Here is a 12,698-nt window from a genome sequence, read left to right as displayed (position 1 = left end):
GCCGGGACCGGCGTGAATCCCGTCGCTCAGGACAGCCGCTCCAGCACCATCGCCATGCCCTGGCCGCCGCCGACGCACATCGTCTCCAGCCCGATCGACTTGTCGTGGAACCGGAGGCCGTTGACCAGCGTGGAGGTGATGCGGGCGCCGGTCATGCCGAAGGGGTGACCCACCGCGATCGCGCCTCCGTTCACGTTGAGCCGCTCGATGTCGATGCCCAGCTCCTGGTAGGAGGGGATCACCTGGGCCGCGAACGCCTCGTTGATCTCGACCAGGTCGACGTCGCCGATCGCCATGCCCGCGCGGGCGAGCGCCTGCCGTGACGCCTCGATCGGGCCCAGTCCCATGATCTCCGGGGACAGGCCGGTGACGCCGGTCGACACGATCCGGGCGAGCGGCGTGATGCCCAGCTCGGCCGCCTTGGTGTCGCTCATGACGACCACCGCGGCGGCGCCGTCGTTCAGCGGGCAGCAGTTGCCCGCCGTCACGGTGCCGTCCGGCCGGAAGACCGGCTTGAGCTGCGAGACCGCCTCGTACGTCGTGCCGGCCCTCGGGCCGTCGTCCTTGCTCACCACGGTGCCGTCGGGGAGCGTCACCGGGGTGATGTCGCTCTCCCAGAAGCCGTTGGCGATGGCCTTCTCCGCGAGGTTCTGCGAGCGCACGCCGAACTCGTCCTGCTCGCGCCGCGAGATGCCCTTCAACGCCGCGACGTTCTCGGCCGTCTGACCCATGGCGATGTAGACGTCGGGCAGCGCGTCGTCCTCGCGCGGGTCGTGCCACACCGGCGCGCTCCCCTTGGTGGTCTCCTCCGTCCGCGCCTTCGCCTCGTCGAACAGCGGGTTCTGCGCCTGGGGCATGTCGGAGCTCCCGTTGACGAAGCGGGAGACGGTCTCGACGCCGGCCGAGATGAACACGTCGCCCTCGCCCGCCTTGATGGCGTGGAACGCCATCCGGGTCGTCTGCAGCGAGGAGGAGCAGTAGCGGGTCACCGTGGTGCCCGGCACGTTGTCGAGCCCGAGCAGCACCGCGACCACACGTCCCAGGTTGTGGCCCTGCTCGCCGCCGGGGAGGCCGCAGCCCAGCATGAGGTCGTCAACGTCGTTCGGGTCGAGCTGCGGCACCTTCGCCAGCGCGGCGCGGACCATCTGCACGGTCAGGTCGTCCGGGCGGATGTCCTTGAGTGACCCCTTGAAGGCGCGGCCGATCGGCGACCGCGCGGTCGCCACGATGACTGCCTCGGGCATGTGACTCTCCTGCCTGATCTCGTGCCCCTCCACTCAGGGTTCGGGGGGCCTCCTCCCCCGGAGGTTACCCCTCGGTATGCCGCCCGCCACGCCCTGGACCCCACTCACCAGAATTTTGTACTACTGCACAGTGCTTCCCGCTTCGCAGCCGGAGCGCTTGATTCCGCCATCTTCCCTCGTCGCGCTCTGGTCGCTTCGCTCCCGCGCGCTCCTCAGTCCAGATTGGCGGCGCACCCCTCCGGCTCGCTCGGTGCTTCCCGCTTCGCACGCCGGGGCGCTCACGTCCCGGCTCGCTCGGTGCTTCCCGCTTCGCGCGTCTGGGCGTCTATCAGCCGTACATGCCGGGGGAGGTGGCGGTGCCGTCGTTGACGGCGTGGAGGCCGCCCTTCTCGTCGCGCCACAGGCGCCAGCCGTTCTGGCTGCCGGTGAACCAGGAGGGCGGCGCGGAGGAGGAGTCCTTGCGCTTGCCCGTGGCCAGGTCGAACTCGCACAGCGCCGCGATCGAGTAGAACCCGGGGATCATGCCGCGCAGCTGCAGCGGCTTGGGGTCGGTCACGCAGAACGACCAGCCGGTCGCGCCGCTCACCGGGGTCGGCTCGCCCGTGCTGAGGTCGAAGACCGAGCCGGGCGCGTCGCGCTTGAGGAAGCCCAGCTTGTTCATCTCGGGCGGGAAGGCGAGCCACCAGCCCGACCCGGGCACCTGGGCGGGCGTGATCTGCCCCAGGACCCGTCCGGTCTCGGCGTCGAGCCGGGCGAACCCGCCATACTGGCCCTGCTCGTCGACCGGCCGGACGACCGGCGCGTACGCGGGGTTGCCGCTGGGGTAGACGCGGACGACGGACGGCCGCATCCAGTCGACGGCCCCGTCGGTCAGGCGCGCGGAGAACAGGCCGAACGTCGAGGTCTCCTTGGTCTGCGGGTTGGTGTACGGAGCGACGTATCCGATGATCTTGTCGCCCGTCGCGCCGAAGGCCCAGCCCCCGCTCAGGTCCACGTCGGGGCCGAGGGCCTGCTCGATCGGCAGTTGCCAGACGGTCTTGCCGTCCTTGAGCGTGCGGGCCTCCAGCACCGGGTGGGAGGCGAGCCTGAGCAGGACGACCTTGGACGCGTCGGACCACTCGACCTCCGCGATGCCGGCCAGGCGCCACTTCACGGATCCGTCGCGGGGGTCGAGGACCACGACGCGCGCTGTCGAGAGCGCGGTGTCCTCGGAGACGCAGACGTACGGCCCGCAGCGCTGCGGCCCGAAGGTGGACCGCACGGGCCTGGTCCACCTCTGCTGCCCGGTGCGGGCGTCCCTGGCGACCAGCGTGGCGCCCTTCTTGCCGGCGGCGGGGGGATCGAGCGCGATCACCACGCCCTGCCCGCCGCTGGTCGCCACGGTCGCCGGAGCCTGCACCCCCATGCCGGGGAGCCGGCCCGCCATCGTCGCGGGGTGCGCCCAGAGCCGGCGGCCGGTGGTGAGGTCGAGGACGACGGTCTCCAGGGAGCCGTCGGCCCGCATGGAGGTGGTGGCCGCGACGCCGCCTCCCGTGGTGGTCCGGCTGACCGCGTTCACCTGCGTGTTCTGCCATGCCGGGTAGTCCTTGGCGGCCTCGTCGCCGCCGGAGCAGCCGGTGAGGGCGCCCCCGGCCAGCAGGGCGGTCGCGGCGAGCGCCAGAGCGGGTTTCGCGTTGTTCAGCTGGGGCCGGATCATTTCGCTCCTACAGGGGGTGATGGCCCGGCCGCAGGAGGTAACCGGCTCTAGGCGTTCGGAAGCGGCCCGGGTCTCCGGCGGAGCAGCGCCGCCCACCGTCCATGGGGGCCGACCGCCCGGCCGGCGACACGGGTCGCGGTGACCTCGGTGCCGGGTTCCTCCACGGCCATTGCGGCCAAGAGGTATTGCGATCCTTCGACGCGCACGGGTTCCGGCTCGGGCCACAACCCCAACGCGGCGCATACAGACGGTAGCACTGCGTACGCGGCTTGTAGGTAACCTCGGGCAGATGGATGAAAACGATCAGGTCCGAACATCTCTGCCGGGTTCGCGTCGAATTCGGGTCCGAGCAGGTCGGCGAACGCCACGGTGCGGCCGCCCGCCTCGACGACGGCGACCGTCTGGGCCGCGGCGAGCTGCCGCGACCAGCGCCGGGTGACCCATCGGAGCGGCTGCGCGATCGGGCGTACGGTGCCCAGGTCGGGGCAGGTGCCCACGACCACCTCCACACCGGCCTCGTGCAGCCGGCGCACCGCCTTCTGCAGGTGCCGTACGGCCCGGGCCGGCAGGGTGGCCGTGGTGACGTCGTTGGCCCCCACGAAGACGACCGCGATCTCCGGCCGGGCCTCCAGCGCGCGGTCCACCTGAACGCCGAGGTCCACCGACGCCGCGCCCGACTGGCCGACCACGGTGAGGCGCACCGGGCGCTCGGCCACCGCCGCGAGCCCGTACGCGATGCGCACGCCGGGAGTGTCCTCGTGGCTGGTCATGCCCAGGCCGACGGAGGTCGAGTCGCCGAGGACGGCCATCCGGATCGGCTCCCCGGGGAATGCGCCATACACGCCGTCGGCCTGCGGGCCGTCGAGCCCGTGCGGCTGCCCCACGATGCGACGGGCCACCATGGCCTCGGCCATCAGCAGGCCGTACGTGACCGCTCCCAGCGCCGTGAGCCCGCCTCCGCCCAGGGCGGCGGCGGTGGCGATACGCCGCGCGGCGCGCACTGCGCCGGACGTCCAGACCACCCGCCCTCCTCCCTGCTCACGGTACGGTTTGAAGAAGAAACTAGCCGAGTTCCGGCCACCCCTATCGGAATCCCGGCTGACGGCAGGCTGACAAGCTTCGGCAAATAAGGTGGTCATCGCGGTGCGCGTACACGACTCGCTGGTGGAGCTGATGGGCGACACCCCGCTCGTCCGGCTGCGCAAGGTCACGGCGGGCGCGCCCGCCCAGGTCCTGGCCAAGGTGGAGTATTTCAACCCCGGCGGCTCGGTGAAGGACCGCATCGCGGTGCGGATGATCGAAGCGGCCGAGCGGAGCGGCGAGCTGAAGCCCGGCGGCACGATCGTCGAGCCGACCTCCGGCAACACCGGTGTGGGCCTGGCCATCGTGGCGCAGGAGAAGGGCTACCGCTGCCTGTTCGTCTGCCCGGACAAGGTCGCCCAGGACAAGATCAACGTGCTCCGCGCGTACGGCGCGGAGGTCGTCGTCTGCCCGACCGCCGTCTCGCCCGACCACCCCGACTCGTACTACTCGGTGTCCGACCGGCTGGCCCGCGAAATCCCGAACGCCTGGAAGCCCGACCAGTACTCCAACCCCGAGAACCCGGCGAGCCACTACCACTCCACCGGGCCGGAGATCTGGGAGCAGACCGAGGGCAGGATCACCCACTTCGTCGCCGGCATCGGCACCGGGGGAACGATCAGCGGCACCGGCAAGTATCTCAAGGAGATCTCCGGCGGCCGGGTGAAGGTCATCGGCGCCGACCCCGTCGGTTCCGTCTACTCCGGCGGCACCGGCCGTCCCTATCTCGTGGAGGGCGTGGGCGAGGACATCTGGCCCGCGACGTACGACACCACGATCTGCGACGAGATCATCGCGGTCTCCGACAAGGACTCGTTCGGCATGACCCGCAGGCTCGCCCGCGAGGAGGCGCTGCTCGTCGGCGGCTCGTGCGGCATGGCGGTGGTGGCGGCCGTACGGGTGGCCCAGGCGGCCGGGCCGGACGACGTCGTGGTCGTGCTGCTGCCGGACGGCGGCCGCGGCTACCTGTCGAAGATCTTCAACGACGAGTGGATGGCCGACTACGGCTTCCTCACCACGTCGAGCGAGGAGGGCCTGGTCGGCGACGTGCTGGGGCGCAAGACGCCGGGGCTGCCCGAGTTCGTCCACGTCCACCCGCACGAGTCGGTCGGCACCGCGATCTCGATCATGCGGGAGTACAACGTCTCCCAGCTGCCGGTCATGAAGGAGGAGCCTCCGGTCATGGCGGCCGAGGTCATCGGCTCGATCGTGGAGCGCGACCTGCTGGAGGGCCTCTACCGCGGCCGGGTGCGGTCCGAGGACGAGATCGGCGGCCACATGTCGTCGCCGCTGCCCATGATCGGCTCCGGTGAGCCGGTGGCCCGGGCGGTCGAGGCGCTGGAGAAGGCCGACGCGGCCGTGGTCCTCGACGACGGCAAGCCGGTGGGCATGGTCACCCGCCAGGACCTCCTGGCCTTCCTCGCCAACCACTAACCCACCCCTTCCGCCCCCCTCCGCGTGATCTTGTAGTTTGTCGCAGAGGCATGGCTTGACCAGGGCGTACATCCTCCGTGATCATGCAGAAAATCGAGCGCACCCCGTCTGGCCTGCGCAGCGAGCATCCGTGATCTTGCAAATGCAAGATCACGGAGCGTGTCCGGGCAGGTCATGTGGCGAGGCTGAGAATAAGTGCAAGATCACGAAAGGTGTTTGAGCAGTTCACGGCTCTTTTTGCGACCAACTGCAAGATCACGGGGGGAGGGTAGGCTCGACCCCATGAACCAAGGTTTCGAGACGCTGGCCATCCACGCAGGCCAGGAGGCGGACCCGCACACGGGCGCCGTCGTTCCTCCCATATACGCCGTGTCCACCTACAAACAGGACGGCGTGGGCGGCCTGCGGGCGGGTTACGAGTACAGCCGGTCGGCCAACCCGACCAGGACCGCTCTGGAGGAGGCGCTCGCCGCCGTCGAAGGGGGCGTGCGCGGGCTGGCCTTCGCGTCGGGCCTCGCCGCCGAGGACACGCTGCTGCGGACCGTCTGCAAGCCCGGTGACCACGTGGTGATCCCCGACGACGCGTACGGCGGCACCTACCGGCTGTTCTCCCGGGTGCTCCAGGAGTGGGGAGTCTCCTTCGACCCGGTGCCGCTCGGCGACCTGGACGCGGTGCGGGCCGCCGTACGGCCGGACACGAAGGCGATCTGGGTGGAGACGCCCACGAATCCCCTGCTGAACGTCGCGGACATCGCCGCCCTGGCGGCCGTCGCCCACGACGGGGGCGCGGTGCTCGTGGTGGACAACACCTTCGCCTCGCCCTACCTGCAGCAGCCGCTCAGCCTGGGCGCCGACGTCGTGGTCCACTCGACGACCAAGTACGTCGGCGGCCACTCCGACGTGGTCGGCGGGGCCCTGGTGACGCGGTCGGCGGACCTCGGCGATCGCCTGGCCTACCACCAGAACGCGATGGGCGCGGTGGCCGGGCCGTTCGACGCCTGGCTCACGCTGCGCGGCCTCAAGACGCTGGGCGTGCGCATGGACCGGCACTGCGACAACGCCGAGCGCGTGGTCGACCTGCTGCTGTCGCACCCGAAGGTCGTCCAGGTCCTCTACCCGGGCCTGCCCGAGCACCCCGGCCACGAGATCGCGGCCAAGCAGATGCGGCGTTTCGGCGGGATGGTGTCGTTCCGCGTCGAAGGCGGCGAGGAGGCCGCCGTCGAGATCTGCAACCGCGCGAAGCTGTTCACGCTCGGGGAGTCGCTCGGCGGCGTCGAGTCGCTGATCGAGCACCCCGGCCGGATGACCCACGCGTCGGCCGCCGGATCGCCGCTGGAGGTCCCCGCCGACCTGGTCCGTCTGTCGGTCGGCATCGAGACCGTCGACGACCTGCTGGCCGACCTCACCGAGGCCCTCGGCTGAGTCGGCTGAAGCGCGCTCCGAGGTCTGTCCAACGCGCGCTCCGCGCTCTGTCTAACGCGCGCTCCGCGCTCTGTCTAACGCGCGCTCCGCGCTCTGTCTAACGCGCGCTCCGCGCTCTGTCTAACGCGCGCTCCGCGCCGGGGCCGTACGCTCCGGCGCGGAGGGGCGGGCGGGAGCCACCCACCGTTCGCACAGCAGGGTGGCGAGCGCCGCGGCGGTCAGGACGGCGCCCGCCACGGTCACGCTGCGGACCCCCGAGTGGTCGATGAGCGCGCCGCCGAGCAGCGACCCGCCCGCGATGCCGACGTTGAAGGCCGAGCCGCTGCCGGCCGAGGCGATGTCGGTGCTGCCCGGGGCCACCTGCAGCGCGCGGCTCGCGATGGCCGCCGCCAGCGCGCTGAACGACATGCCCGTCACGCAGATGGCCGCCACCGCCACCGCGTGCACGGCGCCGAAGACGTAGAGGGCGAGCAGCGCGCACGTGATGAGGGCGAGCGGCCCGACGAGGGCGGCCCTCGGCCGGCTGTCCAGCAGCCGGCCGACCACGATCGTCCCCGCGACCCCGGAGATCCCGGACGCGAGGAGCAGCGGACTGAGCGCGGACGGGGCGAAACCGCCGAAGTCCAGCAGGAACGGCGTGACGTAGGTGTACGCGGTGAGGTAGCCGCCCACTCCGATGACGGTGGCGACGATGAGCAGCGCGTAGCGGCGGGCGTCCGGGGTCGCGCCGCGGCCGGGTTCGTGACCGCCGGAGCCCGCGTCGGTCTGCCGGCGGCCGGGCATGAGCGTCGCCACGGTCACGCAGGTGATCAGGCCGACGGCGGCGGCCAGGGCGAACGCGGTTCGCCAGCCGACCTGCTGGCCGAGCCAGGTGCCCACGGGGACGCCGAGGACGGGCCCGAGGGAGCTGCCGATCGACATCCGGGCGATCGCGCGCCCCCGGATCTCCGGGGGGAACATGGCCGCCGCGGCCGGGGTCGCGACCGACCAGAACAGCGCCTGGGTGGCCGCGACCAGCAGCCGGGCGGCCAGCAGCGTCGGATAGTTCGGCGCCACGGCGGTCAGCAGCATTCCCGCGACGAACACGCCGAGCGTGACGGTGAGCAACCTGCGCCGCGGCACCCGCTGGGTCAGCCGGGTGAGTGGCAGCGACGCCAGCACCACGACGGCGGCGTACCCCGTCACGAGCAGGCCCGTCTCGGACGGAGACCGGTCCAGGTCGGCCGCCATGACCGTGAGCAGCCCGATGGGGAGGACCTCGGCGGTGACGTAGGTGAAGGCCCCGACGGCGAGGGCGACCAGCGCCCACGCCGCCCGGCGTTGCGTCGTAAGGTGCACCCGCTCCTCATTCCCCCGTTTCCGGCCAAAGACGTTCTACCGGACATTCAGGGGAAAGCGGGAATCTTTTCTCAGGGGTTGAAGAAGACCATCAGGAACAGGATGACGAGCCAGATCAGGGCGCTGATGCCGCCCAGCGCGGCGATCCGGCCGGTCTGCACCTTGGCGTCGTCCTCCGGCGACTCGGTGGACAGCGCCGCGATGGCCGTACGCTGGTCACGCTCGACGATCACCAGCAGGACGGCCGCCACGACGAACAGCGTCATCGACACCGACAGGTAGGGCGCGCCGAGAGCGCTGCGGCCCAGCAGCAGGCCGAACAGGAAGACCCCGATCGTGAGCAGGCCGAACATCCGGGTCGCGCGGTGCAGATACCGCAGCACGCTCAGATCGCGCGCCCGGATGTAACGCGGCGTGACGCTCGTGACCGCCGTGAGCGGACCGAGCGCGAAGATCGCGAACCCTATGTGCAACCACAGCAGCAGATGGTCGAGAGGCGACATGGGCAGAGGCTATCGCCTGGACTGATCGCCCCGCAGTCGCCCGGACGCCCTCGTCGCGTGCGCGTCGGGCGCGTCGGACGCCGAGGCGCCGAGGTGTCGCGGAACTACTTCCGGCGACGGGGGCGGTTGTGGACCGCCATCTCGTACAGCACTCCGGTGAGAATCATGAGAACGACGAGGCCGACCGCTGCGAACATGGGAGCGCTCCTTCCACCGGGCATGTGGAACGACCAGCGCGAACAGGGGATGCCTGTCTATCGTCCGCCGATTGCAACCCGGTCGGCAATCGATTATCGATCTCCCGGTATCGGTCTCCGGAAACCACGGCCGCCGTCTCCCCGCTTGCGCCCGCCGTCCGCAGCTCGTCCGGTCACCATCCGTCGTCCGGCAACGCGCCCCCGAATCACGCCGATGCGCTTACCAATGCCCGCGTGACAGGTGGTGAACCACTTTGCGGCATCCGTACAGTGCCGCACCCGGACAGCGTCGTACCCGGGCAACACCGCGGGTGGGCCGCGACGCCCGGGCGGTGCGGGGCCCGGCCCTCGTCAGCGGGTGCGGCGGGCGCGCAGGAAGTCGCTGACGACGTACTCGCCGAGGCGGTCGGCGCTGGCGGAGAAGACCCGGCCGCCGTTGCGCCGGGCGACCTCGTCCACGAACTCGCGCAGCCGGTCGTCGGCGGCCAGCATGAAGACGTTGATCGTCGCGCGCCGCCGGGTCATCTTGTCGACCTCGGCGAGCGTCAGCGTCAGCGTCTCCTGCGACGGCGGCCACTCGAAGCGCGGCACGCCGTTGCGCATCAGATGTGCCGTCGGCTCGCCGTCGGTCACGACCAGGACCACCGGCTCGAAGTCCGGGTGCCGGTCGAGGTGACGGCCCGCGATCAGCAGGGCATGGTGCAGGTTGGTGCCCTGCACCATGTCCCATTCGAGCCCGGCGAGCTCGTCGGGCCGCAGCACCCGCGCGTAGTTCGAGAACCCGATGATCTGCACGGCGTCCTGCGGGAACTTCGAGGCCACCAGCGCCTGGAGGGCGAGCGCGGTCTGCTTGGCCGCCGCCCAGGTGCCGCGCAGGGCCATCGAGTAGGACAGGTCGACCAGCAGGCACACCGCCGCCGCCGAGCGCCGCTCGGTCTCCACGACCTCGAAGTCGTCCACCGTCAGGGTCACCGGCGCGCCGCCGCCCCGCCGCACGCCGTTGACGACCGTACGCACGACGTCGATGGGCTGCTCGTCGCCGAAACGCCACTGGCGGGTCGATCCGGTCGGTTCCCCGGCCGTGCCCGCGTCGCGCTGGTCGTGGTCGCCGCGGCGGCCCGAGTCGAGCGAGGCGAAGACCCGGCGCAGGGCGGTCTCCCCGAGCCGGCGTACGGCCTTGGGGGTGAGCTCCAGCTTGCCGCGGTTGCGCCGCAGGTAGCCCTGGGCCTCCAGCTCGCGCTCGACCTGCCGCAGGGCCTCCAGGTCGTCCACGGCCGAGCGGCCGAGCGCGCGCCGGATTGCGGCCTCGTCGACGTCGTCGAGCCGGGCGCCGGGGTAGTCCTGGCGCAGCGCGGTCTCCAGGTCGCCGAGGTCGGCCAGCTCCTGCAGGGCCGTGACGGCGTCGCTCATGCCCATCGACTGCTCGCCGGACACCCGTTCCGGGGTGCCCCAGGCGAGGTCGGGGCGGCGGGCGTAGAGGGCGTCGCCGAGCCGGCGCATCTGCTCGGCCAGGCCGGCCTGCTCCAGCGTGTTGTTGATCAGCCCGGCCAGCTCCTCGCGCTGCTCCGGGGTGAGCGAGGCGAGCATCCGCTGCGCGGCGGCGGCGCGGCGGGCGAGCTGGTCGACCAGCTCGTCGAGGTTCTGCGGGTTCTCGGGGAACATGTCCCCGTACTGCTGCATGAACCGGTCGAAGTCGTCCTGGGTGTGCTCCCCCCGGGCGTCGCGGTCCAGCATTTCGTTGAGGTCCGACATCATCTGCCGGACCCGCTCCATGGCGGCCGGGTCGGGGTTGGCCAGCGCGTCGCGCATGCCGCGGAACTGGCTGTCGAGCACCTCCCTGCGCAGCAGGTCGCGCAGCTCCTCGAACGTCTGCCGCGCGGCGGCCGACCGCCAGTCGTAGCCGGCCAGTTCCTGGACCGCCCGCGCCGTGTCCGAGGGCAGGGCGTCGAGCGCCGACTCGCGGAAGCGGGCGTCGTCGGAGGGGTCGGGAAACAGCTCCGCGCGCTCCTGGCCGATCGCCTTGTCGAGCAGGGCGCGGACGCGCTCCAGCGTGCCGTCGAGCCGGGTGTTGTCCCGCAGCTCGCGGCGGCGCCGCCGCACCTGGCGGAGCAGGTCGTCCAGGCCGCGGCGGTCGGGAGCGCCGGGGAGCCCGCGCCGCAGCAGGTCGCGTAGCGCGTCCATCGGCGTCGAGCCGGACAGGATGGCGTCGCCCATCTCGTCCAGCGCCGAGCGCACGTCGTAGGGCGGAGCCAGTGGATCCGGCCCGTCGTGGTACTCCCGGTAGAAGTAGCTCATGGCCGGGTCACGTCCGGTACACCGTGGCGCCGTCGGTCTCGTCCTTGGACAACCTGCGCATCAGGTAGAGCCCCTCCAGCGTGAACTCCAGCGCCGCGGCGGCGTGGCCGGGCGACTCGTCGCCCTCGCCCATGCCGAGCCGCGTCATGATCTTCGACAGGCCCTCGACGCGGCCGATCCTGCGCAGCAGCTCGTGGGCCGGCACCAGCGCGCCCGACTCGACCTGCGCGCCCTCGCCGAACCTGTCGAGCAGCGGCGCGAGGTCGGCGCCGCCGAGCGAGGCGCGGAAGGTCTCGGCCGTCGCGCGGCGCAGCAGGTGGGCGAGCACGTCGATCTCCCGCCCCTCCTCGCTGACCTCGAACTCGACCTTGCCGCGCAGCGTGTGGACCACGCCGGGCAGGTCGCAGACCCGTGTGACGGGCCGTTCCTCGCCGGTCAGCGCGGCCCGTCGTACGGCGGAGGCGGCGGCGGTCTCGGCGGCGGCGATGGAGAAGCGGGCCGACACGCCCGAGCGGGAGTCGACGGCGGTGGACTCGCGGACCAGACGGGTGAACCGGGCGATCACCTCCACCAGGTGGTCGGGCAGGTCCGCGCCGAGGGCGGCGAGGTCGGCCTCCTGACGGATCAGGACCAGCTCGTCCTCGACCGTGCGGGGGTAATGCGTGCGGATCTCCGCGCCGAAGCGGTCCTTCAGCGGGGTGATGATCCGGCCGCGGTTGGTGTAGTCCTCGGGGTTCGCGCTGGCGATCAGCAGGATGTCGAGGGGGAGGCGCAGGTTGTAGCCGCGGACCTGGATGTCGCGCTCCTCCAGCACGTTGAGCAGCGCCACCTGGATGCGCTCGGCCAGGTCGGGCAGCTCGTTGACGGAGAAGACGCCCCGGTTGGTGCGGGGGACCAGGCCGTAGTGGACCGTCTCGGGGTCGCCCAGCGTGCGGCCCTCGGCGATCTTGATGGGGTCGACGTCGCCGATCAGGTCGCCGACGGAGGTGTCCGGAGTGGCCAGCTTCTCGCCGTACCGGTCCTCGCGGTGCTTCCACGCGACCGGCAGGTCGTCGCCGTGGGCGGCGGCCAGCCGCCGGCATCGGACGCAGACCGGCGCGTACGGGTGGTCGTTGATCTCACAGCCCTCGACCACGGGCGACCACTCGTCGAGCAGGCCGGTGATGGTGCGGATCAGGCGGGTCTTGCCCTGGCCGCGCTCGCCGAGGAGCACGAGGTCGTGACCGGCGATCAGCGCTCGCTCCAGATGGGGCAGGACGGTGTCGTCGAAGCCGACGATGCCGGGGAACCGGGGCTCGCCGGCCCGCAGCCGGGCCAGGAGGTTCTCCCTGATCTCGGCCTTGACCGTGCGGTGGCGATGTCCACTCTCGCGCAGTTCACGCAGAGTGCTAGGGGCAGGCGTGGGCGATTTGTGCACGGAGTCGAGACTACGTCCCCATCGGACGATCCTGCAGCCGGGTTTGGAGACACGGCTGCGGGCCGCGAGGCC

The 12,698-nt window shown here is 71.6% G+C and carries 9 protein-coding genes; 2 read left to right on the top strand and 7 right to left on the bottom strand.

Going from position 1 to position 12,698, the window contains the following annotated elements; translation table 11 throughout:
- Positions 1-26: 26 nt before the first annotated feature.
- The 3 genes from BXA11_RS08440 to BXA11_RS08430 form a co-directional block, all read right to left on the bottom strand.
- Positions 27-1,244, bottom strand: coding sequence for an acetyl-CoA C-acetyltransferase (locus BXA11_RS08440; RefSeq protein ID WP_076433987.1), 1,218 nt, complete (start codon positions 1,242-1,244; stop codon positions 27-29).
- A 328-nt stretch (positions 1,245-1,572) separates the two neighbouring features.
- Positions 1,573-2,940, bottom strand: a complete 1,368-nt coding sequence (locus BXA11_RS08435) for an outer membrane protein assembly factor BamB family protein (RefSeq protein WP_076433986.1) — start codon at positions 2,938-2,940, stop codon at positions 1,573-1,575.
- 47 nt (positions 2,941-2,987) lie between these two features.
- On the bottom strand, positions 2,988-3,962 hold the full coding sequence (locus tag BXA11_RS08430; protein ID WP_239105063.1) for an SGNH/GDSL hydrolase family protein: 975 nt from the start codon (positions 3,960-3,962) through the stop codon (positions 2,988-2,990).
- 121 nt (positions 3,963-4,083) lie between these two features.
- Between BXA11_RS08430 and BXA11_RS08425 the strand changes: the two genes are divergently transcribed.
- Both BXA11_RS08425 and BXA11_RS08420 read left to right on the top strand, forming a co-directional pair.
- Positions 4,084-5,454: a cystathionine beta-synthase gene (locus BXA11_RS08425; protein WP_030507583.1), complete on the top strand. Its 1,371-nt coding sequence runs from the start codon at positions 4,084-4,086 to the stop codon at positions 5,452-5,454.
- Positions 5,455-5,736: 282 nt separating this feature from the next.
- Positions 5,737-6,876 carry a cystathionine gamma-synthase gene (locus BXA11_RS08420; protein ID WP_030507582.1) on the top strand — a complete coding sequence of 380 codons (1,140 nt, stop codon included), beginning with the start codon at positions 5,737-5,739 and terminating at the stop codon, positions 6,874-6,876.
- 120 nt (positions 6,877-6,996) lie between these two features.
- Here the strand turns inward: BXA11_RS08420 and BXA11_RS08415 are convergent, their stop codons facing one another.
- The 4 genes from BXA11_RS08415 to BXA11_RS08400 form a co-directional block, all read right to left on the bottom strand.
- A complete protein-coding gene (locus BXA11_RS08415; RefSeq protein WP_076433985.1) occupies positions 6,997-8,214 on the bottom strand; it encodes an MFS transporter in 1,218 nt (405 codons plus the stop codon).
- 71 nt (positions 8,215-8,285) lie between these two features.
- Positions 8,286-8,717, bottom strand: a complete 432-nt coding sequence (locus BXA11_RS08410; RefSeq protein ID WP_076433984.1) for a hypothetical protein — start codon at positions 8,715-8,717, stop codon at positions 8,286-8,288.
- A 548-nt stretch (positions 8,718-9,265) separates the two neighbouring features.
- Positions 9,266-11,209 carry a vWA domain-containing protein gene (locus BXA11_RS08405; RefSeq protein WP_076433983.1) on the bottom strand — a complete coding sequence of 648 codons (1,944 nt, stop codon included), beginning with the start codon at positions 11,207-11,209 and terminating at the stop codon, positions 9,266-9,268.
- A gap of 7 nt (positions 11,210-11,216) precedes the next feature.
- Entirely contained in the window at positions 11,217-12,626 is a 1,410-nt protein-coding gene (locus BXA11_RS08400) for a sigma 54-interacting transcriptional regulator (RefSeq protein WP_076433982.1), read from the bottom strand.
- Positions 12,627-12,698 lie beyond the last annotated feature (72 nt).

It is taken from the genome of Microbispora rosea, from assembly GCF_900156315.1.
GTDB lineage: Bacteria > Actinomycetota > Actinomycetes > Streptosporangiales > Streptosporangiaceae > Microbispora > Microbispora rosea.
Note: the sequence above shows the minus strand (reverse complement) of the source record. Positions and strands in the feature narration are given on the sequence as shown.

Bases quoted from the DNA above. Each gene is read 5' to 3' on its own strand.
- BXA11_RS08435 (WP_076433986.1), bottom strand. From the start codon at position 2,940: ATGATCCGGCCCCAGCTGAACAACGCGAAACCCGCTCTGGCGCTCGCC.
- BXA11_RS08440 (WP_076433987.1), bottom strand. From the start codon at position 1,244: ATGCCCGAGGCAGTCATCGTGGCGACCGCGCGGTCGCCGATCGGCCGC.
- BXA11_RS08410 (WP_076433984.1), bottom strand. From the start codon at position 8,717: ATGTCGCCTCTCGACCATCTGCTGCTGTGGTTGCACATAGGGTTCGCG.
- BXA11_RS08405 (WP_076433983.1), bottom strand. From the start codon at position 11,209: ATGAGCTACTTCTACCGGGAGTACCACGACGGGCCGGATCCACTGGCT.
- BXA11_RS08420 (WP_030507582.1), top strand. From the start codon at position 5,737: ATGAACCAAGGTTTCGAGACGCTGGCCATCCACGCAGGCCAGGAGGCG.